At 68.7% G+C, this 21,027-nt stretch carries 21 protein-coding genes; 18 read left to right on the plus strand and 3 right to left on the minus strand.

Annotated elements, in window-relative coordinates:
• Positions 1-260 precede the first annotated feature (260 nt).
• From ACIRP2_RS12595 to ACIRP2_RS12680, 18 genes are all read left to right on the plus strand, one after another.
• Positions 261-1,364 carry an LCP family protein gene (locus tag ACIRP2_RS12595; RefSeq protein WP_404249186.1) on the plus strand — a complete coding sequence of 368 codons (1,104 nt, stop codon included), beginning with the start codon at positions 261-263 and terminating at the stop codon, positions 1,362-1,364.
• A gap of 142 nt (positions 1,365-1,506) precedes the next feature.
• Entirely contained in the window at positions 1,507-1,731 is a 225-nt protein-coding gene (gene rpmE, locus ACIRP2_RS12600; RefSeq protein ID WP_019764351.1) for a 50S ribosomal protein L31, read from the plus strand.
• Positions 1,732-1,881: 150 nt separating this feature from the next.
• Entirely contained in the window at positions 1,882-2,958 is a 1,077-nt protein-coding gene (gene prfA, locus ACIRP2_RS12605) for a peptide chain release factor 1 (protein WP_361440727.1), read from the plus strand.
• A gap of 43 nt (positions 2,959-3,001) precedes the next feature.
• Positions 3,002-3,847, plus strand: coding sequence for a peptide chain release factor N(5)-glutamine methyltransferase (gene prmC, locus ACIRP2_RS12610; protein ID WP_365690095.1), 846 nt, complete (start codon positions 3,002-3,004; stop codon positions 3,845-3,847).
• Between the two features lie 64 nt (positions 3,848-3,911).
• On the plus strand, positions 3,912-4,559 hold the full coding sequence (locus ACIRP2_RS12615) for an L-threonylcarbamoyladenylate synthase (protein WP_376213626.1): 648 nt from the start codon (positions 3,912-3,914) through the stop codon (positions 4,557-4,559).
• Positions 4,556-5,197: a protein-tyrosine-phosphatase gene (locus ACIRP2_RS12620; RefSeq protein WP_404249190.1), complete on the plus strand. Its 642-nt coding sequence runs from the start codon at positions 4,556-4,558 to the stop codon at positions 5,195-5,197. Before ACIRP2_RS12615 ends, ACIRP2_RS12620 begins: the two co-directional genes overlap by 4 nt.
• A gap of 158 nt (positions 5,198-5,355) precedes the next feature.
• Positions 5,356-6,621 (plus strand): serine hydroxymethyltransferase, encoded by a 1,266-nt coding sequence (gene glyA, locus ACIRP2_RS12625; RefSeq protein ID WP_404249192.1) that lies wholly within the window; start codon positions 5,356-5,358, stop codon positions 6,619-6,621.
• 92 nt (positions 6,622-6,713) lie between these two features.
• Positions 6,714-8,099: an MraY family glycosyltransferase gene (locus ACIRP2_RS12630; RefSeq protein ID WP_404249194.1), complete on the plus strand. Its 1,386-nt coding sequence runs from the start codon at positions 6,714-6,716 to the stop codon at positions 8,097-8,099.
• A 262-nt stretch (positions 8,100-8,361) separates the two neighbouring features.
• Positions 8,362-8,805: a hypothetical protein gene (locus ACIRP2_RS12635; RefSeq protein ID WP_404249196.1), complete on the plus strand. Its 444-nt coding sequence runs from the start codon at positions 8,362-8,364 to the stop codon at positions 8,803-8,805.
• Positions 8,806-9,015: 210 nt separating this feature from the next.
• The gene (gene atpB / locus ACIRP2_RS12640; protein WP_404249496.1) at positions 9,016-9,852 is read left to right on the plus strand and encodes a F0F1 ATP synthase subunit A; all 837 of its coding nucleotides are present in this window, start codon (positions 9,016-9,018) and stop codon (positions 9,850-9,852) included.
• Between the two features lie 72 nt (positions 9,853-9,924).
• Positions 9,925-10,158: a F0F1 ATP synthase subunit C gene (locus ACIRP2_RS12645; RefSeq protein ID WP_072483720.1), complete on the plus strand. Its 234-nt coding sequence runs from the start codon at positions 9,925-9,927 to the stop codon at positions 10,156-10,158.
• Positions 10,159-10,195: 37 nt separating this feature from the next.
• Positions 10,196-10,741 (plus strand): F0F1 ATP synthase subunit B, encoded by a 546-nt coding sequence (locus ACIRP2_RS12650; protein ID WP_072483719.1) that lies wholly within the window; start codon positions 10,196-10,198, stop codon positions 10,739-10,741.
• Positions 10,738-11,553, plus strand: coding sequence for a F0F1 ATP synthase subunit delta (locus tag ACIRP2_RS12655; RefSeq protein WP_404249198.1), 816 nt, complete (start codon positions 10,738-10,740; stop codon positions 11,551-11,553). Before ACIRP2_RS12650 ends, ACIRP2_RS12655 begins: the two co-directional genes overlap by 4 nt.
• A 138-nt stretch (positions 11,554-11,691) precedes the next feature.
• Complete coding sequence (gene atpA, locus ACIRP2_RS12660) at positions 11,692-13,263, plus strand: F0F1 ATP synthase subunit alpha (protein ID WP_404249200.1); 1,572 nt, start codon at positions 11,692-11,694, stop codon at positions 13,261-13,263.
• 3 nt (positions 13,264-13,266) lie between these two features.
• On the plus strand, positions 13,267-14,181 hold the full coding sequence (locus ACIRP2_RS12665) for a F0F1 ATP synthase subunit gamma (protein WP_351077762.1): 915 nt from the start codon (positions 13,267-13,269) through the stop codon (positions 14,179-14,181).
• Complete coding sequence (gene atpD, locus ACIRP2_RS12670; protein WP_404249202.1) at positions 14,181-15,623, plus strand: F0F1 ATP synthase subunit beta; 1,443 nt, start codon at positions 14,181-14,183, stop codon at positions 15,621-15,623. Before ACIRP2_RS12665 ends, atpD begins: the two co-directional genes overlap by 1 nt.
• A 110-nt stretch (positions 15,624-15,733) precedes the next feature.
• Positions 15,734-16,108, plus strand: a complete 375-nt coding sequence (locus tag ACIRP2_RS12675; RefSeq protein WP_124716359.1) for a F0F1 ATP synthase subunit epsilon — start codon at positions 15,734-15,736, stop codon at positions 16,106-16,108.
• A 141-nt stretch (positions 16,109-16,249) separates the two neighbouring features.
• Positions 16,250-16,696, plus strand: coding sequence for a DUF2550 domain-containing protein (locus ACIRP2_RS12680; RefSeq protein WP_404249498.1), 447 nt, complete (start codon positions 16,250-16,252; stop codon positions 16,694-16,696).
• Positions 16,697-16,880: 184 nt separating this feature from the next.
• Here ACIRP2_RS12680 and ACIRP2_RS12685 read toward each other — a convergent pair whose 3' ends face one another.
• The 3 genes from ACIRP2_RS12685 to ACIRP2_RS12695 form a co-directional block, all read right to left on the minus strand.
• Positions 16,881-18,758, minus strand: coding sequence for a glycosyl hydrolase family 18 protein (locus ACIRP2_RS12685; protein ID WP_404249204.1), 1,878 nt, complete (start codon positions 18,756-18,758; stop codon positions 16,881-16,883).
• A gap of 355 nt (positions 18,759-19,113) precedes the next feature.
• A complete protein-coding gene (locus ACIRP2_RS12690; protein WP_404249206.1) occupies positions 19,114-19,764 on the minus strand; it encodes a response regulator in 651 nt (216 codons plus the stop codon).
• Positions 19,761-20,957 (minus strand): sensor histidine kinase, encoded by a 1,197-nt coding sequence (locus tag ACIRP2_RS12695; protein ID WP_404249500.1) that lies wholly within the window; start codon positions 20,955-20,957, stop codon positions 19,761-19,763. Before ACIRP2_RS12695 ends, ACIRP2_RS12690 begins: the two co-directional genes overlap by 4 nt.
• Positions 20,958-21,027: the final 70 nt, after the last annotated feature.

The following is a 21,027-nucleotide window of genomic DNA, read 5'->3' on the forward strand; positions in this document are numbered from 1 at the left end:
CGCCACATGACGGTCGCGCCGGCGGTTGCCGCCGTGATGTCTGTACAGGGCAAGAAACCGCAGGTGAGCGTGGGATCACCAGTGGTTCGTCAAGGCTCCACGTCCCTTTTGTCCTCGCGCGGGCGTGACAGGGCGCTGTGCAACCCTTCTCCGTACCGCGACGTCGTACGAAGTGACGACAAGTCGCCAAAGTCGACGACTCAGTGCCCGAACACCGCTGCAGGGGGTAGCCGGGAGCAGCTGACGACCGAAGGAGACGGATGACCGAGCAGACCGGGAGCGGCGGCCGAATACGTCCCACCGGCAGACGCCGGAGGAGGCCGTCCCGACGCCACCGGGCGAAGGTGGCGGCGATCTGGACCCTGGCAGTCGCCGTGATCGTCGGCGGCGGCGGACTCGGGTACGCCTACTTCAAGCTCAACGGCAATCTCAAGGCCGTCGACATCAACGCGGCGCTCGGCAAGGACCGTCCCCACAACGTCGACAACGGCTCCGAGGACATTCTCGTGCTCGGCTCCGATTCCCGTTCCGGCGCGAACTCCGAGTACGGCGCCGACGAGGGTACGGCCCGTTCCGACACCGCGATGGTCGTGCACGTCAACAAGGGCCACAGGACGGCCTCGGTCGTCTCCATCCCGCGCGACACCCTCGTCACCCGCCCGGAATGCACCAGTGACACGACGGGGAAGCCCGTCGCGGGCCAGCAGCGCGCGATGTTCAACACGGCGTACGAGGTCGGCGGACCGGCCTGCGCGGTCAAGACCGTCGAGTCCATGTCCGGCATCCGCATGGACCACTACCTCGAAGTCGACTTCACCGGCTTCAAGAAGCTCATCGACCAGCTGGGCGGCGTGAAGATCACCACCACCCGCGCGATCCACGACTCCAAGAGCCACCTCGATCTGGAGCCGGGCACCCACACCCTCGACGGCGAGCAGTCGCTGGGACTCGTCCGCACCCGCAAGAGCGTCGGCGACGGCAGCGACCTCGGCCGCATCCAGCTCCAGCAGGCATTCATCAAGGCGCTCATGGAACAGGTCAGGAGCGTCGGGGTGTTCTCGAACCCGAAGACCCTCTTCGACCTCGCGGACACGGCGACGAAGGCCATCACCACCGACTCCGACCTGGGCTCGGTCCAGCAGCTCACCGGCTTCGCCAACGGCCTCAAGGGGCTCGGCGCGAAGAACGTCCACATGGTCACCCTGCCCGTGCAGTACGACCCGGCCGACCCGAACCGCGTCGTGCCGCTGGAGGAGTCCGCGAAGCAGGTGTGGTCGGCGCTCGAACAGGACAAGGCGATCCCTGCCTCCGCCACCGAGAAGTCGGCGGGCGACAAGGGCGTGGCGGGCAGCGTCGTGCGGTGACCGGGCGGGCCGGGAATAGTTGCGGCCCGCCCCCGGTTTTGGGAGATACGGCCGGTCCTGGCAGACTGGTACGTCGGCCCCGGTTCACGGACGCGCAATCCGCGCGGACGACCCGGTGCCCTCCCGAACCTAGGAGAAACCCTTGAAGCGCGACATCCACCCCGAGTACGTCGAGACGCAGGTCAGCTGCACCTGTGGCGCGTCGTTCACGACCCGGAGCACCATCGACGGCGGCACCATCCGCGCCGACGTCTGCTCCGAGTGCCACCCGTTCTACACGGGCAAGCAGAAGATCCTCGACACCGGTGGCCGCGTGGCCCGCTTCGAGGCCCGCTTCGGCAAGGCTGCCGGCTCCGCCAGCAAGTAGCGAGCCACTGCGCCGGTTCTCGGCGCCCTCTTTCCGGGGGCGTCGGAACCGGCGTTTTTTCCGGCCGGGGGTGCGCGGCCCGTATCCCCGCCCGGCCGGCATCACGCCGTCCAGCAGGCACGTTTGAGTGAAGAAACCAGGAGCCCGAAGATGTTCGAGGCGGTCGAGGAACTGATCGGTGAACAGGCCGATCTCGAGAAGCAGCTCGCGGACCCGGCGGTCCACGCCGACCAGGCCAACGCGCGCAGGCTCAACAAGCGCTACGCCGAGCTGACCCCGATCGTCGGCACGTACCGCTCCTGGAAGCAGGCCGGGGACGACATCGAGACGGCCCGTGAACTCGCCGCCGACGACCCCGACTTCGCCGCCGAGGTGAAGGATCTGGAGAAGCAGCGCGAAGAGCTCACCGAGAAGCTCCGCCTCCTCCTGGTCCCGCGCGACCCCAGCGACGACAAGGACGTGCTCCTGGAGATCAAGGCGGGCGCGGGCGGCGACGAGTCCGCCCTGTTCGCCGGTGACCTGCTGCGGATGTATCTGCGCTACGCCGAGCGCGTCGGCTGGAAGACCGAGATCATCGATTCCACCGAGTCCGAGCTCGGCGGCTACAAGGATGTCCAGGTCGCCGTGAAGACCAAGGGCGGCAACGGCGCCACCGAGCCCGGTCAGGGCGTGTGGGCCCGGCTGAAGTACGAGGGCGGCGTGCACCGCGTGCAGCGGGTGCCGTCCACCGAGTCCCAGGGCCGCATCCACACCTCCGCCGCCGGCGTGCTCGTCACGCCCGAGGCCGAGGAGGTCGACGTCGAGATCCACGCCAACGATCTCCGTATCGACGTCTACCGCTCCTCGGGTCCGGGCGGCCAGTCCGTCAACACCACGGACTCGGCGGTCCGCATCACCCACCTGCCGACCGGGGTCGTCGCCTCCTGCCAGAACGAGAAGAGCCAGCTCCAGAACAAGGAGCAGGCCATGCGCATCCTGCGTTCGCGTCTGCTCGCGGCCGCGCAGGAGGCCGCCGAGCAGGAAGCCTCGGACGTACGGCGCAGTCAGGTGCGCACGGTCGACCGTTCCGAGAAGATCCGTACGTACAACTTCCCGGAAAACCGGATCTCGGACCACCGCGTCGGCTTCAAGGCGTACAACTTGGACCAGGTGCTCGACGGCGACCTGGATTCCGTGATCCAGGCCTGTGTCGACGCCGACTCCGCCGCCAAGCTCGCCGCCGCATAAGAGCAAGACCCGCCCCGCCCGTAACCCCGTACGGAGAACCGCGATGAACCTGCTGCTCGCCGAGGTGGCCCAGGCCACCCAGCGGCTGGCCGACGCCGGTGTGCCTTCACCGCGATTCGACGCGGAGGAGCTCGCCGCGTTCGTGCACGGCGTCAAGCGGGGCGAGCTGCACCGTGTGCCGGACTCGGACTTCGACGCCCGCTACTGGGAGGCCATCGCCCGCCGCGAGGCCCGCGAACCGCTGCAGCACATCACCGGACGCGCCTTCTTCCGCTACCTGGAGCTCCAGGTGGGCCCCGGCGTCTTCGTGCCCCGGCCGGAGACCGAATCGGTCGTCGGCTGGGCGATAGACGCGGTGCGCGCGATGGACGTCGTCGAGCCGGTCGTCGTCGACCTCTGCAGCGGATCGGGCGCCATCGCCCTGGCCATGGCCCAGGAGGTGCCGCGCTCCCGGGTGCACGCCGTGGAGCTCTCCGACGACGCCCTCAGATGGACCAGGAAGAATGCCGAGGGGTCCAGGGTCACCGTCCACCACGGAGACGCGCTCACGGCTCTTCCCGAGCTCGACGGCCAGGTCGACCTGGTCATCTCCAATCCGCCGTACATCCCGCTCACCGAATGGGAGTACGTGGCACCCGAGGCCCGCGACCACGACCCGGAGATGGCCCTGTTCTCCGGCGAGGACGGCCTCGACACCATCCGCGGCATCGAACGCACCGCACACCGCCTGCTGCGCCCCGGCGGCCTCGTCGTCATCGAGCACGCCGACACCCAGGGCGGCCAGGTGCCGTGGATCTTCACCGAGGAACGCGGCTGGGCCGACGCGGCCGACCACCCCGACCTGAACAACCGGCCGCGGTTCGCCACGGCCCGCAAGGCCATGCCGTGACCGGCGGCCGCCACCCGCACGACCCGTACCCGTCATACCCGTACATGCTTGAGGAGGCCGGCTGATGGCACGGCGATACGACTGCAACGACGCGACCGACCGTACGACGGGTCTGCGTGAGGCCGCGTCGGCCGTCCGCCGCGGTGAACTGGTCGTGCTGCCCACCGACACCGTGTACGGGATCGGCGCGGACGCCTTCAGTTCCGAGGGCGTCGCCGACCTGCTGGAGGCCAAGGGGCGCGGCCGCAACATGCCCACGCCCGTCCTGATCGGCTCCCCGAACACGCTGCACGGGCTGGTCACCGACTTCTCCGAGCAGGCCTGGGAGCTCGTCGACGCCTTCTGGCCCGGCGCCCTCACGCTCGTCGCCAAGCACCAGCCGTCGCTGCAGTGGGACCTCGGTGACACCCGCGGCACCGTCGCCGTCCGGATGCCGCTGCACCCGGTCGCCATCGAGTTGCTCACCGAGGTCGGCCCGATGGCCGTCTCCAGCGCCAACCTCACCGGACACCCGGCCCCCGAGGACTGCGACGCGGCCCAGGAGATGCTCGGCGACTCCGTCTCCGTCTACCTCGACGGCGGCCCGACGCCCGGCATCGTGCCGTCGTCGATCGTCGACGTGACCGGCAGGATTCCCGTGCTGCTGCGCGCCGGCGCGCTCTCCGTGGAGGAGCTCCGCAAGGTGGTACCCGACCTTGAGGTGGCCAATTGACCGCCCCTGAGGGGCGTGGCATAGCGGGGCGGTCCGACACCTTCCGCATCCTCCACGTCAGCACCGGCAACGTCTGCCGCTCACCGATCACCGAGCGGCTGACCCGGCACGCCCTGGTGGACCGCCTCGGCGATCCGCGTCAGGGCGGGCTGATCGTGGAGAGCGCGGGCACCTGGGGCCACGAAGGCGCCCCCATGGAGGCCAACGCGGAGATCGTCCTCGCCGACTTCGGCGCCGACACCTCCGGCTTCGTCGGCCGGGAACTGCTCGACGAACACGTGATCCGCGCCGACCTGGTGCTCACCGCCACCCGCGACCACCGGGCACAGGTGATCTCGATGGGTCACTCGGCCGGGCTGCGGACCTTCACCCTCAAGGAATTCACCCGGCTGGTCCGGGCCATAGACCCCGCCACGCTGCCCGACCCGCGCGACGAGGGCGTGGTCGAGCGCGCCCGCGCACTGGTCCGGGCCGCGGCCGCGCTGCGCGGCTGGCTGCTGGCCCCCACCGCCGAGGCCGACGAGGTGTACGACCCGTACGGCGCCCCGATCACGTTCTTCCGGTCCATCGGCGACGAGATCAACCAGGCCCTCGACCCGGTCGTCACCGCGCTGACCGGGGTGCCGGCCCCGCACTGACCGGTGCGCTCCCGCGCCACTCTGACGGCCGTACGCGTCGGCCGGGTACCCCAGGGCCCAACGGGTGTACGACGTCGCCGCACAGCGGGCAGGAGGCCCGTCACGGGCCTACATTGGAGCTGACGCCAGCGCACCCTCTCCAGGCCCGGAGTTCATCGATGCCGGTCACCACTCCCGCCGCACCCCCCTTTGCCGCCGGGGCCGCCCTGCCGCAGGACTTCGGTGCCCTGCTCCGGGAGGACCCGGAGATCGCCGCCGTGCTGCTGGAGGAGCTGCACCGGCAGTCCAGCACCCTGCAGCTGATCGCCGCCGAGAACTTCACCTCGCCCGCGGTCCTCGCCGCACTCGGCTCGCCGCTCGCCAACAAGTACGCCGAGGGCTACCCCGGCGCCCGCCACCACGGCGGCTGCGACCAGGCCGACGCGGCCGAACGCATCGCCTGCCGGCGGGCCACCGCGCTCTTCGGCGCCGAACACGCCAACGTCCAGGCGCACTCCGGGTCCTCCGCCGTCCTCGCCGCCTACGCGGCCCTGTTGCGCCCCGGCGACACGGTGCTGGCGATGGGACTCCCGTACGGCGGACATCTCACCCATGGCTCGCCCGCGAACTTCTCCGGCCGCTGGTTCGAGTTCATCGGATACGGGGTGGACTCCGAGAGCGGCCTGATCGACTACGAACAGGTGCGCACCCTGGCGCGCGCGCACCGCCCGAAGGCGATCGTCAGCGGCTCGATCTCCTACCCCCGCCATCCCGACTACGAGCTGTTCCGGGAGATCGCCGACGAGGTGGGCGCGTACCTGATCGCCGATGCCGCGCACCCGATGGGACTGATCGCCGGGGGAGCGGCGCCGAGTCCCGTCCCGTACGCCGACGTGGTCTGCGCGACCACGCACAAGGTGCTGCGCGGTCCGCGCGGCGGGATGATCCTGTGCGGCGCGGAGCTGGCCGAGCGGATCGACCGGGCGGTGTTCCCCTTCACGCAGGGTGGCGCGCAGATGCACACGGTCGCCGCGAAGGCCGTCGCGTTCGGGGAGGCGGCCACCGGGGCGTTCACGGCGTACGCCCATCGGGTGGTGGCCCATGCCCGGGTGCTGGCCGCAGGTCTGGAGGCCGAGGGCTTCGACGTCACCACCGGCGGCACGGACACCCATCTGATCGTCGCGGACCCGGCCCCACTGGGTGTCGACGGTCCCGTCGCGCGTGCCCGGCTGATGGCGGCGGGCCTGGTGCTGGACACCTGCGCGCTTCCTTACGGGGACGCCCGGGGCATCAGGCTCGGCACCGCCGCCGTCACCACCCAGGGCATGGGCGACGCCGACATGGCACGGCTGGCGGTGCTCTTCGGGGCGGCCGTGCGTGAGGAGGGCGACATCCGCGCCGAGGTCCGGGAACTGGCCAGGAAATATCCGCCCTATCCGGGGTAGACGCGTCCCATGCAACCATCGGCCCGGTCTCGGTGTCCTCGACCATGAGTCCGACGTAGTTAAGGTGAGGGCTGAGATGGCCGGCGAATTCTGTGGGGCAGCCCGTGCGTGATTACCTGCTGACGCTCTGTGTCACGGCCGCGGTGACCTATCTGCTGACCGGCCCGGTGCGGAAGTTCGCCATCGCGGTCGGGGCGATGCCCGCGATCCGTGCGCGCGACGTCCACCGGGAACCCACACCCAGGCTCGGTGGCATCGCCATGTTCGGCGGGCTGTGTGCCGGACTGATCGTCGCGGCGCATCTGTACAACCTCGACTGGGTCTTCAAACTCTCCAACGAGCCGCGGGCGCTGCTCTCCGGCGCCGCGTTGATCTGGCTGATCGGTGTTCTGGACGACAAGTTCGAGATCGACGCGCTGATCAAGCTCGGCGGGCAGATGATCGCCGCCGCGGTGATGGTGATCCAGGGCCTGACGATTCTGTGGCTGCCGATCCCCGGCGTCGGCACCGTCGCCCTCACCCAGTGGCAGGGCACGCTGCTCACGGTCGCCCTGGTCGTCATCACCATCAACGCGGTCAACTTCGTCGACGGTCTGGACGGTCTCGCGGCGGGCATGGTCTGCATCGCTTCCGCGGCGTTCTTCCTGTACACGTACCGGCTCTGGTACGGGCACATGATCGAGGCGGCGGCTCCGGCGACACTCTTCACGGCCATCCTGATGGGCATGTGCCTGGGCTTCCTGCCGCACAACATGCATCCGGCCCGGATCTTCATGGGCGACTCGGGCTCGATGCTGATCGGCCTGGTGCTGGCGGCCGGGGCGATCTCGGTCACCGGGCAGGTCGACCCGGACACCATGAAGCTCTTCGCGGGCAGCGAGCGCGAGGCCACCCACGCGATGCTGCCGGTCTTCATCCCGTTGCTGCTGCCGCTGACCATCATCGCGATCCCGGCCGCCGACCTGCTGCTGGCGATCGTGCGGCGCACCTGGAACGGTCAGTCGCCGTTCGCCGCGGACCGCGGGCATCTGCACCACCGGCTGCTGGAGATCGGGCATTCGCACAGCAGGTCCGTGCTGATCATGTACTTCTGGTCGGCCCTGATCGCCTTCGGCGCCGTCGGCTACTCCGTGCACTCTGCGTCCCTGTGGATCGTGCTGGTCATCATGGGGCTGAGCGCGCTGGGCCTCGTACTGCTGCTGATGCCGCGTTTCACGCCGCACGCGCCGTACTGGGCGGAACGCTTCGTACCGCCGCGCTATCGTCGTCACCGCGGCCGGGGCACGATGCCCGAGGCGGCGCGCTCATCGGCGGACGGAGCCCAACAGCGGCCCCTGGACACGCAGATGGGGCGGGAGGAGCACGAGGGGCAGGAGCGCACACCGGTCGTCGTGGGAGTCTCCGGCGTCAACGGGGCGACCGCCATTGGCCCCCGTTCGCGTTTTTCGGACAGAGATAGGGCTGATTCCAGGCGCTGACGATTCGGTCATCGAGGGGCAATACCAGGCAAGATATTGAGTTGTCTTGCTCACACGCGCATGTTCACTCTCACGTGTGACAGCAAGCACACTTTCTTGGTAAAGACCTCATCAAATAGTTTGTGATACCGTTCACGAAGCCCGGTGACGGAGTTGAAGGACCTGAGTACCACGGTCCATCGGCCCGAGGCATCGACTCGAACCAGGCCTACGCTCGTCCATGACGACACACTGCCCACCCCCAGCAAGCGGAGCTGCCGCCATGCCGTCCAACGACGTCCGGACTCTCCTTCAAGCCGCCGTACCCACCGCTGTCGCCGGCGCTGTTGCTGCCGCCGTCAGCGGTGGCGTCGCAGGCGGCAAGGGAGCCCTGGGCGCGGCCGTTGCGACGATCGTGGTGATCCTCTTCATGGGGATCGGACTCATGGTCCTGCAGCGGACCGCGCGGTCCCTCCCCCACCTGTTCCAGGCGATGGGGCTGATGCTGTATACGACTCAGCTCCTCCTGTTGTTCATTTTCGTCGCCGCATTCAAGAACACCACGATGTTCAACCCGAAGGCCTTCGCGATCACGCTGGTCGCGACGACCCTCGTGTGGATCGGCGCGCAGACGCGTGCGCACATGAAGGCCAAGATCCTTTACGTCGAACCCGAATCCGACAAGGACAAGGGTGAGAAGCCCAAGAACACCGGGTCCAAGACGTGAAGGGTAGGGGCGGAATAAGTGCAAGTCCGGGACCCTGCTATCGTCCGGTTCCAACTGCGGCACTGCGGGCGCGGGCATGTGAGCTGACGCCTGCTCGATCGCGAGGCTCAATGCCTGACTGCCGCTCACACATCCGTAACACCAGTCCAGTGCCGAACCGCGGCTGCGCGCCGCGCCGACACAACGAGGTTGCCGTACCTATGCGCCACGCTGAAGGAGCCCGCGGTGAGTGCTGACCCGACACAGGTGCTCGCCTTCGAGACCGATTGCCACATCTTCTCCGGTTGTGGTTTCCCGGGTCCTGGCTTGCACTCTTTCCTGTTCGAGCCGATCTTCGGTGACGCGGACAGCAACATCTACTTCAACAAGACGATGCTGCTGGCGCTCCTCGGTACGGTCATCATCGTCGGCTTCTTCTGGGCCGCCTTCCGTAAGCCGAAGGTCGTTCCGGGCAAGCTGCAGATGGTCGCCGAGGCCGGATACGACTTCGTGCGCCGCGGCATCGTCTACGAGACGCTCGGCAAGCGCGAGGGCGAGAAGTACGTCCCGCTGATGGTCTCGATCTTCTTCTTCGTGTGGATGATGAACCTCTGGTCGATCATCCCGCTCGCCCAGTTCCCGGTGACGTCGATCATCGCGTACCCGGCCGCTCTGGCCTTGATCGTCTACGTCCTCTGGATGAGCGTCACGTTCAAGAGGCACGGCTTCGTCGGCGGCCTCAAGAACCTGACCGGCTACGACAAGTCGCTCGGCGCGGTCCTGCCGCTGATCATGGTCATCGAGTTCTTCTCGAACGTCCTGGTCCGCCCCTTCACGCACGCGGTCCGACTCTTCGCGAACATGTTCGCGGGCCACACGCTGCTGCTGCTCTTCACCATCGCCAGCTGGTACCTGCTCAACGGCATCGGTATCGCCTACGCAGGTGTCTCGTTCGTGATGGTCCTCGTGATGACGGCCTTCGAGCTCTTCATCCAGGCCGTTCAGGCGTACGTCTTCGTGCTCCTGGCGTGCACCTTCGTCCAGGGCGCTGTCGCCGAGCACCACTGATCGCGCCTCCCATACCCCCAGTCGTCCGGTGGCCAACCCCCGCCGGTCCGTGAAAGAGAAGGAAGAACTGGCATGTCCCAGACCCTTGCCGCCGTCACCGGTTCCCTCAGCTCCGTTGGTTACGGCCTGTCCGCCATCGGCCCCGGCGTCGGCGTCGGCATCATCTTCGGCAACGGCACGCAGGCTCTCGCCCGTCAGCCCGAGGCTGCCGGCCTGATCCGCGCCAACCAGATCCTCGGCTTCGCCTTTTGTGAGGCGCTCGCCCTGATCGGTCTGGTCATGCCGTTCGTCTACCCGACCTCCTGACTGGTCGGGAACAGACCATTCGACGGAAGGCACTGACGTGAACCCTCTGGTTCAGCTCGCGGCGGAGAAGCCGGAAAACCCGCTCGTCCCGCCGATCCCTGAGCTCGTCATTGGCTTCATCGCCTTTGTCATCGTCTTCGGCTTCCTCGCCAAGAAGCTCCTCCCGAACATCAACAAGGTTCTGGAAGAGCGCCGCGAGGCCATCGAAGGCGGTATCGAAAAGGCCGATGCGGCCCAGACCGAGGCCCAGAGCGTGCTCGAGCAGTACAAGGCTCAGCTCGCCGAGGCCCGCCACGAAGCCGCGCGCCTGCGCCAGGAGGCTCAGGAGCAGGGCGCCGTGATCCTGCAGGAGATGCGGGCGGAAGGCCAGCGGCAGCGCGAGGAGATCATCGCTGCCGGCCACGCCCAGATCGAAGCCGACCGCAAGGCCGCGGCTTCCGCGCTGCGTCAGGACGTGGGCAAGCTCGCCACCGACCTGGCCGGCAAGCTCGTCGGCGAGTCCCTCGAGGACCACGCCCGGCAGAGCGGCACCGTCGACCGTTTCCTCGACGAGCTCGAGGCGAAGGCCGAGGCTGTCCGATGAACGGCGCGAGCCGCGAGGCACTGGCTGCCGCACGTGAGCGTCTCGACGCGCTGACCGACAACACGTCGGTCGACGCGGCGAAGCTCGCCGAGGAGCTGGCCGCCGTAACGGCGCTGCTCCAGCGCGAGGTCTCCCTGCGACGGGTCCTGACCGACCCGTCGCAGCCCGGCGAGGCCAAGGCGGAGCTGGCCGGACGACTGCTGAGTGGCCAGGTGGGCGGCGAGACCGTCGACCTGATCTCCGGCATGGTCCGCTCCCGCTGGTCGCAGTCGCGTGACCTGGTCGACTCGGTCGAGGAACTGGCGAACACCGCGGACCTCACCGCCGCCCAGCGCAGCGGAGACCTCGACGACGTCGAGGACGAGCTGTTCCGGTTCGGCCGGATCGTGGCCTCCGACAAGGAGCTGCGCGCCGCGCTCACCAGCCGGTCCGCGTCCCCCGCCGCCAAGGGCGAGCTGCTGCGCAGCCTGCTCGGCGGCAAGGCACGGCCCGCCACCGAGCGGGTCGTCGTGCGGCTTGTCACCCAGCCGCGTGGACGTAGCCTGGAAGCGGGACTCGAGTCCCTCTCCAAGCTTGCCGCGGAGCGCCGGGACCGGATGGTCGCCGTGGTCACCTCGGCAGTGCCGCTGAGCGATCGGCAGAAGCAGCGTCTCGGCGCCGCACTGGCGAAGATCTACGGTCGTCCGATGCACCTGAACCTCGACGTGGACCCCACGGTCCTCGGCGGGATCGCGGTGCGGGTCGGTGACGAGGTCATCGACGGCACCATCGCGGAGCGCCTCGACGAGGCGACCCGTCGCATGGCCGGCTGACGAGCACAGCGCAGCAACAGAACAGAGCAAGACCAGCGGCCCGGTTGGGCCGTGCAGAAACTGCAGAAGATTCCTGGGGGTCGGCCCCCAGACCCCCTTAAGAAACTTCGGGCCCAACAAGGAGAGCAGGGAACCCAGATGGCGGAGCTCACGATCCGGCCGGAGGAGATCCGGGACGCGCTGGAGAACTTTGTCCAGTCGTACAAGCCGGACGCGGCCTCGCGCGAGGAGGTCGGTACGGTCAGCGTTGCCGGCGACGGCATCGCGAAGGTCGAGGGTCTTCCCTCGGCCATGGCGAACGAGCTGCTGAAGTTCGAGGACGGCACCCTCGGTCTCGCCCTCAACCTCGAGGAGCGCGAGATCGGTGCGATCGTCCTCGGCGAGTTCAGCGGCATCGAAGAGGGCCAGCCGGTGCAGCGCACCGGTGAGGTGCTCTCCGTCGGCGTCGGCGAGGGCTACCTCGGCCGCGTCGTCGACCCGCTCGGCAACCCGATCGACGGTCTCGGCGAGATCGCGACCGACGGCCGTCGCGCCCTCGAGCTGCAGGCCCCTGGCGTCATGGTCCGTAAGTCGGTGCACGAGCCGATGCAGACCGGCTACAAGGCCGTCGACGCCATGGTGCCGATCGGCCGCGGCCAGCGTCAGCTGATCATTGGCGACCGTCAGACGGGTAAGACCGCTCTGGCCGTCGACACGATCATCAACCAGCGCGACAACTGGCGCTCGGGTGACGTGAACAAGCAGGTGCGCTGCATCTACGTCGCCATCGGTCAGAAGGGTTCCACCGTCGCCTCCGTGCGTGGTGCCCTGGAAGAGGCCGGCGCGCTCGAGTACACGACCATCGTCGCCGCCCCGGCGTCCGACCCGGCCGGCTTCAAGTACCTGGCGCCGTACACCGGTTCGGCCATCGGTCAGCACTGGATGTACCAGGGCAAGCACGTCCTGATCATCTTCGACGACCTCTCGAAGCAGGCCGACGCCTACCGCGCCGTGTCGCTCCTGCTGCGCCGTCCGCCGGGCCGCGAGGCCTACCCGGGCGACGTCTTCTACCTCCACTCGCGTCTGCTGGAGCGCTGCGCGAAGCTCTCCGACGAGATGGGCGCCGGTTCGATGACGGGTCTCCCGATCGTCGAGACCAAGGCGAACGACGTGTCGGCGTTCATCCCGACCAACGTCATCTCCATCACCGACGGCCAGTGCTTCCTGGAGTCCGACCTGTTCAACGCCGGTCAGCGTCCGGCCCTGAACGTCGGTATCTCGGTCTCCCGTGTCGGTGGCTCCGCCCAGCACAAGGCCATGCGCCAGGTCTCCGGCCGACTCCGCGTCGACCTCGCCCAGTACCGCGAGCTGGAGGCGTTCGCCGCCTTCGGTTCCGACCTGGACGCGGCCTCGAAGGCGTCGCTGGAGCGCGGTAAGCGCATGGTCGAGCTGCTGAAGCAGCCGCAGTACGCCCCGTTCCCGGTCGAGGAGCAGGTCGTCTCCATCTGGGCCGGCACCAACGGCAAGATGGACGACGTCCCGGTCGAGGACATCCGTCGCTTCGAGACCGAGCTGCTGGAGTACCTGCGCCGTGAGCGCAAGGACCTCCTGACCAGCATCGCCGAGGGCGCCAAGATGTCCGACGACACGCTGCAGGCGATTGCCGACGCGGTCGCCGCCTTCAAGCAGCAGTTCGAGACCTCGGACGGCAAGCTCCTGGGCGAGGGCTGATCGATGGGCGCTCAGCTTCGCGTTTACAAGCGCCGCATTCGCTCCGTCACCGCCACGAAGAAGATCACCAAGGCGATGGAGATGATCGCCGCTTCGCGCATCGTCAAGGCGCAGCGCCAGGTGGCGGCGTCGACGCCGTACGCGACCGAGCTCACCCGCGCGGTGACCGCGGTCGCGACCGGCTCCACCACCAAGCACCCGCTGACCACCGAGGCCGACGCTCCGGCGCGGGCCGCGGTCCTGCTCATCACGAGCGACCGCGGTCTGGCCGGCGGTTACTCCTCCAACGCCATCAAGGCCGCGGAGCGACTGACCGAGCGGCTGCGCGGTGAGGGCAAGGAGGTCGTCACGTATGTGATCGGCCGCAAGGGTGTCGCCTACTACGGATTCCGCGAGCGCAAGATCGAGGAATCGTGGACGGGCTTCACCGACAGCCCGACGTATGCGGATGCGAAGCGGGCCGCGGCCCCGCTGATCGAAGCGGTCACCAAGGAGACCGCCGAGGGCGGCGTGGACGAGCTGCACATCGTCTTCACGGAGTTCGTGTCGATGATGACGCAGAACCCGGTGGACAACCGGATGCTGCCGCTCAGTCTGGACGCCGCGAAGGAGGAGGACGGCAAGGGCGAGATCCTGCCGCTCTTCGACTTCGAGCCGTCGGCGGAGGACGTCCTCGACGCCCTGCTTCCGCGGTACGTCGAGAGCCGGATCTACAACGCGCTGCTGCAGGCCGCTGCTTCCGAGCACGCCGCCCGCCGCCGCGCGATGAAGTCGGCCACCGACAACGCCGGTGAGCTCATCAAGAGCCTCTCCCGGCTTGCCAACGCGGCCCGCCAGGCCGAAATCACCCAGGAAATCAGCGAGATCGTCGGTGGTGCCAGTGCACTGGCCGACGCGACCGCGGGGAGTGACAAGTAATGACGACGACAGTTGAGACGGCCGTTGCCACGGGCCGCGTCGCCCGGGTCATCGGCCCGGTCGTCGACGTGGAGTTCCCCGTCGACGCGATGCCGGACATCTACAACGCGCTGACCGTCGAGGTGGCCGACCCGGCCGAGGACGGCAAGCTCAAGACGCTGACGCTCGAGGTCGCCCAGCACCTCGGCGACGGTGTGATCCGCGCGATCTCGATGCAGCCCACCGACGGTCTGGTCCGCCAGGCCCCGGTGACCGACACGGGCACCGGCATCACGGTCCCGGTCGGCGACATCACCAAGGGCAAGGTGTTCAACACCCTTGGTCAGATCCTGAACAAGCCCGAGGCCGAGGCCGAGGTCACCGAGCGCTGGCCGATCCACCGCAAGGCGCCCAACTTCGACCAGCTCGAGTCCAAGACCGAGATGTTCGAGACCGGTGTCAAGGTCATCGACCTGCTCACCCCGTACGTCAAGGGTGGAAAGATCGGTCTGTTCGGTGGTGCCGGTGTCGGCAAGACCGTTCTGATCCAGGAAATGATCTACCGCGTCGCCAACAACCACGACGGTGTGTCGGTGTTCGCGGGCGTCGGTGAGCGTACCCGTGAGGGCAACGACCTCATCGAGGAGATGGCCGACTCCGGCGTCATCGACAAGACGGCGCTCGTCTTCGGTCAGATGGACGAGCCGCCGGGCACGCGTCTTCGTGTGGCGCTGGCCGGTCTGACCATGGCGGAGTACTTCCGCGATGTGCAGAAGCAGGACGTGCTCTTCTTCATCGACAACATCTTCCGGTACACCCAGGCCGGCTCCGAGGTGTCCACCCTGCTCGGCCGTATGCCGTCCGCGGTGGGTTACCAGCCGAACCTGGCCGACGAGATGGGTCTGCTGCAGGAGCGCATCACGTCGACCCGTGGTCACTCGATCACCTCGATGCAGGCGATCTACGTCCCCGCGGACGACCTGACCGACCCGGCCCCGGCCACCACCTTCGCCCACCTCGACGCGACGACGGTTCTCTCCCGTCCGATCTCCGAGAAGGGCATCTACCCGGCCGTGGACCCGCTGGACTCCACGTCCCGGATCCTGGACCCGCGCTACATCGCGCAGGACCACTACGACACCGCCATGCGGGTCAAGGGAATCCTGCAGAAGTACAAGGACCTCCAGGACATCATCGCCATTCTCGGTATGGACGAGCTCGGCGAGGAGGACAAGCTCACGGTCTTCCGCGCCCGTCGCATCGAGCGCTTCCTGTCCCAGAACACCCACGTCGCCAAGCAGTTCACCGGCGTGGACGGTTCGGACGTTCCGCTCGACGAGTCGATCGCCGCGTTCAACGCGATCGCCGACGGTGAGTACGACCACTTCCCGGAGCAGGCGTTCTTCATGTGCGGTGGCATCGAGGACCTCAAGGCCAACGCCAAGGAGCTCGGCGTCTCCTGAGCCCATGGCTCACCGAGGGGGGCGGGTGCGTCCCGTCCCCCTCACCACGCCCCGTAGAATTGACCCAACACCCGGCTCGAACGGCCGGGTGGTGACCCGAGGAGCCACCCTTGGCTGCTGAGCTGCACGTCGAGCTGGTCGCCGCGGACCGCAGTGTCTGGTCCGGCGAGGCCACCCTGGTCGTCGCGCGCACCACGTCCGGCGACATCGGCGTCATGCCCGGTCACCAGCCGCTTCTGGGTGTGCTGGAATCGGGCCCGGTGACGATCCGTACGAGCGACGGCGCGACCGTGGTCGCCGCTGTGCACGGCGGTTTCATCTCGTTCGCGGACGACAAGCTCTCGCTGCTCGCGGAGATCGCGGAGCTGGCGGACGAGATCGATGTCCAGCGCGCCGAGCGTGCGCTGGAGCGTGCGAAGTCGGACACGGACGCCGCTTCCGAGCGGCGCGCCGAAGTGCGACTGCGTGCGGTGGCGGTGCGCTAGCGCTCCGCGACAACGTAGCTTTACCCTCAGCCGCGGCCCGAGCTGGAGACCACTCCAGACCGTGCCGCGGCTGAGGCGATGCAGGTGCAGGTGCGGTTCTGGCGGTATCCGTTACTCGACGATGCGAGGAGGTCGGTGGAGATGTTCCTCGCGCTGTGGGTGGGCGGGCTGGTCGTCGCACTGGTCGCGGTTGGTCTCTTCGTCTTCGGTCTGCGCCGGCGGCTGATTCAGCGCTCCGGCGGGACCTTCGACTGCAGCCTGCGATGGAATGTGCCGGAGGAGCCCGATTACTCCGGCAAGGGCTGGGTGTACGGGGTCGCCCGGTACAGCGGCGACCGGATCAACTGGTTCCGGGTCTTCTCGTACGCTCCCCGCCCGCGTCGGGTCCTGGAGCGTTCCGCGATCGAGGTGATCGCCCGTCGGCTGCCCGAGGGCGAGGAGGAGCTGGCGCTCCTGTCCGACGCCGTGGTGCTCGGCTGTCTCCACCGTGAGACCCGCCTGGAGCTGGCCATGAGCGAGGACGCGCTGACCGGATTCCTCGCCTGGCTGGAGGCGGCTCCGCCCGGCCAGCGGGTCAACGTGGCGTAACCAGGGGCTCGCGGAGGGGAGCACCTCACCTCCCGGGTGAGGGCAAGGGCGTGCGCGGGCTGACGGCCCCGTGCGGCGTCGGCCCGCGAGGTCCCGTACGGCAACGCACGAAGAACCGGGGAGACAGGGGGCGGACCCGTCTCCCCGGTCGTTTTCCGGGGTGTTGCGCGCAACCGCGCGGGGGTTACTTCAGACCGTTGTTGATCGCGCTGACGAGTTCACCGTTGGTGGTGTCACCACTGAACTCCCAGAAGAACGCGCCTCCCAGACCCTGGCCCTTCGCCCAGGTCATCTTGGACGCGATGGTGGCCGGGGTGTCGTAGCTCCACCAGTTGGTGCCGCAGTGCGCGTACGCCGTACCGGCGACGGTGCCGGTGGCGGGGCAGCTGGTCTTCAGGACCTTGTAGTCCTCGATGCCCGCCTCGTAGGTGCCGGGTGCGGCGCCGGTCGCGGTGCCGCCGGGCGCGTCCTGGGTGACCCCGGTCCAGCCGCGGCCGTAGAAGCCGATGCCGAGCAGCAGCTTCGAGGCGGGGACGCCCTGGGCCTTCAGCTTGGCGATGGCGTCGGCGGAGTTGAAGCCGGCCTGCGGAATGCCGTTGTAGGAGGTGAGCGGGGAGTGCGGGGCGGTCGGGCCCTTCGCGTCCCAGGCGCCGAAGAAGTCGTACGTCATCACGTTGTACCAGTCCAGCGACTGGGCGGCGCCCGCGTAGTCGGTGGCGTCAATCTTGCCGCCGGTGGAGGCGTCGGCGGTGATGGCGGCCGTCACCAGGTTCTTGGCCCCGAACTTCGCGCGCAGGGCCGAGGTGATGCCCTTCAGCGCGGCCGGGCCGCTGGTGTCGCAGGTCAGACCGCAGGCGTTGGGGTACTCCCAGTCGATGTCGATGCCGTCGAAGACATCGGCCCAGCGGGGGTCCTCCACCAGGTTGTAGCAGGACTCGGCGAAGGCGGCCGGGTTCTTCGCGGCCTCGCCGAAGCCGCCGGACCAGGTCCAGCCGCCGAAGGACCACAGGACCTTGATGTTCGGGTACTTCGCCTTGAGCTTGCGCAGCTGGTTGAAGCTGCCGCGGAGCGGCTGGTCCCAGGTGTCGGCGACGCCGTCGACGGACTTGTCGGCGGTGTACGCCATGTCGTAGTCGGCGTAGGCGTCGCCGATCGCGCACTTGCCGCCGGTCACGTTGCCGAAGGCGTAGTTGATGTGCGTGATCTTCGCGGCGGAACCCGAGGTGTCCAGGTTCTTGACGTGGTAGTTCCGGCCGTAGACGCCCCAGTCGGTGAAGTAACCGAGGTTGACCTTGCCGCCGGTGCCGGGGTCGGGGTTGCCGCCGCCACCGGTGGTGCGGACCTTGACCGCGCCGCTGACCGGACCGGTCTGGCCGGCGGTGTCACGGGCCTGCACGGTGTACGAGTAGTCGGTTCCGGCCTTGAGACCGGAGTCGGTGTACGTCGTACCGGTGACCGTCGAGACGACGGCGCCGTCGCGCAGGACGTCGTAGTTCTTGATGCCGTTGTCGTCGGTCGCGGCGGTCCAGCTGAGCTTCACCGAGGTGTCGGTGACGGCGCTCGCGGTGGGGGTGCCGGGCGCCGAGGGGGCGTTGTCACCGGGGACGCTGCCGCCGTCGCAGGAGGCGCCGTTCAGCTTGCAGCCGGTGGGGGCGCCGGAGCCGGTGCCGTTGAAGCCGAAGGAGACGCTGGCGCCGGGTGCGACCGAGCCGTTCCAGCCGAGGTTCTTGGCGGTCCAGTGGTTTCCGGAGCTGGTGACGGTGGCGTCCCAGGCGGAGCCCACCGCGGTGCCCGAGGGGAAGTCCCACTCGATGGTCCAGGAGGAGAGGGCGGTGGTGCCGGTGTTCTTCACCGTCCACTGTCCCTCGAAGCCATTGCCCCAGTCGGACTTCTTGAGGTACGTGGCGGTTGCCGAGGTGGCGGCTTCGGCGGGGGAGGCCAGGCCGACCATCGCGGCGAGCGGAAGAAGCAGCGCGGTGAGTCCCGCGACCGCTCTGGATCTGGTGGCTCTTCCGGTCCCGAGTCTGAATCGGGTCCGGCGTAGGGGGGTTTCAGTGCTCAACGGTGCTCCTCGGGTGAGGTCCGGACAAACGGGGGGTGGTCCGTGGACTGCAAACCCTGCGCCGCCCTGAGTGCGCCTTGTCATGGCGCGCTCACCGCAGTGTGTCCGGTGAGATTAGGAAGGTCTGGACCAATCGTCAAGAGGTCCAGACCAAAGATCGTGATCGGAGGAGTGCGGCGGTCCGGGCCGGAGAGGGGCGGGGCCGAGTGCGCGCGCGGCCGCACAGTGGGGGATCGGGGCACGGCGGAGCCATGTGAGGGGCGGCGCCGGAGAAGGAACGGCTCTTCAGCTCCCGGCGATCATGCTCATGCTCGCGCTTACGCGAAGTCGCCGCGTACTGACATGTCTTGTCGCCTCAGATGCCCAACTCCTGCGCCAGCACGGCCGCCTGGACCCGGCTGCGCAGCTCCAGCTTGCCCAGCAACCGGCTGACATGCGTCTTCACCGTCGCCTCGGCCATCGAGAGGCGGACCGCGATCTCGGCATTCGACAGTCCCGCGCCGAGGCAGCCGAGCACTTCCCGCTCCCGCCGGGTGAGGGCGTCGAGGACCGCGGGGTCGGGTGCGTTCGCCACCCGTACGGGGGTGGTCCCGGCGAACTCCGCGATCAGACGGCGCGTCACGGCCGGGGCGATCAGGCCCTCGCCGCGCGCCACGGTGCGTACCGCTTCGAGCAGATCGCGCGCCTCGGTGTTCTTCAGCAGGAAGCCCGCCGCCCCCGCCCGCAGTGCCCCGAAGACGTACTCGTCCAGATCGAACGTCGTCAGCACCAGCACGTCCGCCAGTTGCTCGGCCACCACCTGCCCGGTCGCCGCCACCCCGTCCAGGCGAGGCATCGACACATCCATCAGCACCACGTCCGGACGCAGTTCGCGTGCCAGGCGCACCGCCTCCTCGCCGTCCCCGGCCTCGCCGACGACGTCGATGTCCGGTGCGCTGCGCAGAATGAGCACCAGCCCGGCCCGGACGGCCGACTGGTCCTCGGCGACCACAACCCGGATCGTCATGCTTCCATCATCCCTTCCTCCGCGGGCAGTTCGGCCCGCACCCGCCAGGTCTCCGTGCCGCCGCCGGGGCGGGCCGGCCCCGCCTCGATCGCGCCGCCCAGCAGGGCCACCCGCTCCCGCATCCCCACCAGGCCGGCCCCCGATCCGGGCGCGCGCGGCCCGGTGCGGTCCCCGAGCACACTGCTGACCTCCACGGTGAGCAGCGGCCCGTCCCGGCCCAGACGCACCACGACCGGGCCCGGTGCGGCGTGCTTGAGCGCGTTGGTCAGGGACTCCTGGACGATCCGGTACGCGGCCAGCTCGACCGGCGCGGGCAGCGGTCCCCGCTCGCCACGAGTGTCCTCGAAGGTGCAGGTCAGTCCGCTCGACGCGGCGTTCGTACGGGTCTGTTCGACCAGCGCGTCCAGCGAGGCGAGCGTCGGTGAGGCGCTCGGCTCGCCGGCCGCTTCGCCGGTGCGCAGCAGTCCGATCAGCCGGCGCATCTCGGCGAGCCCGTCGACGCTGTTCTCCCGGATCACCCCGAGTGCTTCGCGCGAGGTCTCCGGCTCGTCGATGGAGAGCGCGGCGGTGGAGTGGATGGCGATGGCGGAGAGGTGGTTGGCCACCATGTCGTGCAATTCGCGTGCCATCCGGGCGCGTTCGGCGGTCACCGCCTGGGTGCGGTCCATCTCGGCCAGCAGCGCGGTCTGGTCGGCGCGCAGCCGGGCGGCCTCGGCGGCGTCCCGGTGGTTGCGGACGCTGACCCCGGTGATGGCGGGCAGGAACGAGACCATGCCGGTGACGACGCCGATGAGCAGTGCCTGGGGATTGCGGAACCACGCCAGGAATCCGATGGTGACCGCGACCGTGATCAGGATCGTGGTCACCGGAATACGGCGGGCGGCGGACGGTGTCCCGTACAGCACGGCCGCGTACATGAGGTCGGTGAACATCATCACCGTCGCCAGGTTCCCGATCGTGAACTGGTCCGCGATCAGCGCGAACGTACCGACGACCAGTGCCGTCTGTGGAGCGGTCCTGCGTACCAGTTCGAGGCCCGAGACGACGGTGAGCGGCAGTAGGGAGACCCACGGTGCGACGAAGGCCCGGTCGCCCTGCGTGTGCAGCCCGAGCAGCCACAGGAACAGGCCACCGAACAGACCGGTGGCGGCGATGAGCACGTCGTGGCGGTGCGGGCGGGCGAGGGAGAGCACCCTCCCATCCAACACGGCGGCCCGGCCCCGGACCTCCCTATGGGGGGTGAGGTACGAGTACATCGAAGGA

The sequence above is a fragment of the Streptomyces sp. NPDC101194 genome (assembly GCF_044767885.1).
Classification (GTDB): domain Bacteria; phylum Actinomycetota; class Actinomycetes; order Streptomycetales; family Streptomycetaceae; genus Streptomyces.

What these genes read in the sequence shown, in the direction of transcription:
- ACIRP2_RS12655 (WP_404249198.1), top strand. Translation starts at nt 10,738, where the DNA reads ATGAACGGCGCGAGCCGCGAGGCACTGGCTGCCGCACGTGAGCGTCTC.
- ACIRP2_RS12635 (WP_404249196.1), top strand. Translation starts at nt 8,362, where the DNA reads ATGCCGTCCAACGACGTCCGGACTCTCCTTCAAGCCGCCGTACCCACC.
- atpA (WP_404249200.1), top strand. Translation starts at nt 11,692, where the DNA reads ATGGCGGAGCTCACGATCCGGCCGGAGGAGATCCGGGACGCGCTGGAG.
- prfA (WP_361440727.1), top strand. Translation starts at nt 1,882, where the DNA reads ATGTTCGAGGCGGTCGAGGAACTGATCGGTGAACAGGCCGATCTCGAG.
- ACIRP2_RS12680 (WP_404249498.1), top strand. Translation starts at nt 16,250, where the DNA reads ATGTTCCTCGCGCTGTGGGTGGGCGGGCTGGTCGTCGCACTGGTCGCG.
- ACIRP2_RS12615 (WP_376213626.1), top strand. Translation starts at nt 3,912, where the DNA reads ATGGCACGGCGATACGACTGCAACGACGCGACCGACCGTACGACGGGT.
- ACIRP2_RS12595 (WP_404249186.1), top strand. Translation starts at nt 261, where the DNA reads ATGACCGAGCAGACCGGGAGCGGCGGCCGAATACGTCCCACCGGCAGA.
- glyA (WP_404249192.1), top strand. Translation starts at nt 5,356, where the DNA reads ATGCCGGTCACCACTCCCGCCGCACCCCCCTTTGCCGCCGGGGCCGCC.
- ACIRP2_RS12690 (WP_404249206.1), bottom strand. Translation starts at nt 19,764, where the DNA reads ATGACGATCCGGGTTGTGGTCGCCGAGGACCAGTCGGCCGTCCGGGCC.
- atpD (WP_404249202.1), top strand. Translation starts at nt 14,181, where the DNA reads ATGACGACGACAGTTGAGACGGCCGTTGCCACGGGCCGCGTCGCCCGG.
- ACIRP2_RS12645 (WP_072483720.1), top strand. Translation starts at nt 9,925, where the DNA reads ATGTCCCAGACCCTTGCCGCCGTCACCGGTTCCCTCAGCTCCGTTGGT.
- ACIRP2_RS12665 (WP_351077762.1), top strand. Translation starts at nt 13,267, where the DNA reads ATGGGCGCTCAGCTTCGCGTTTACAAGCGCCGCATTCGCTCCGTCACC.
- prmC (WP_365690095.1), top strand. Translation starts at nt 3,002, where the DNA reads ATGAACCTGCTGCTCGCCGAGGTGGCCCAGGCCACCCAGCGGCTGGCC.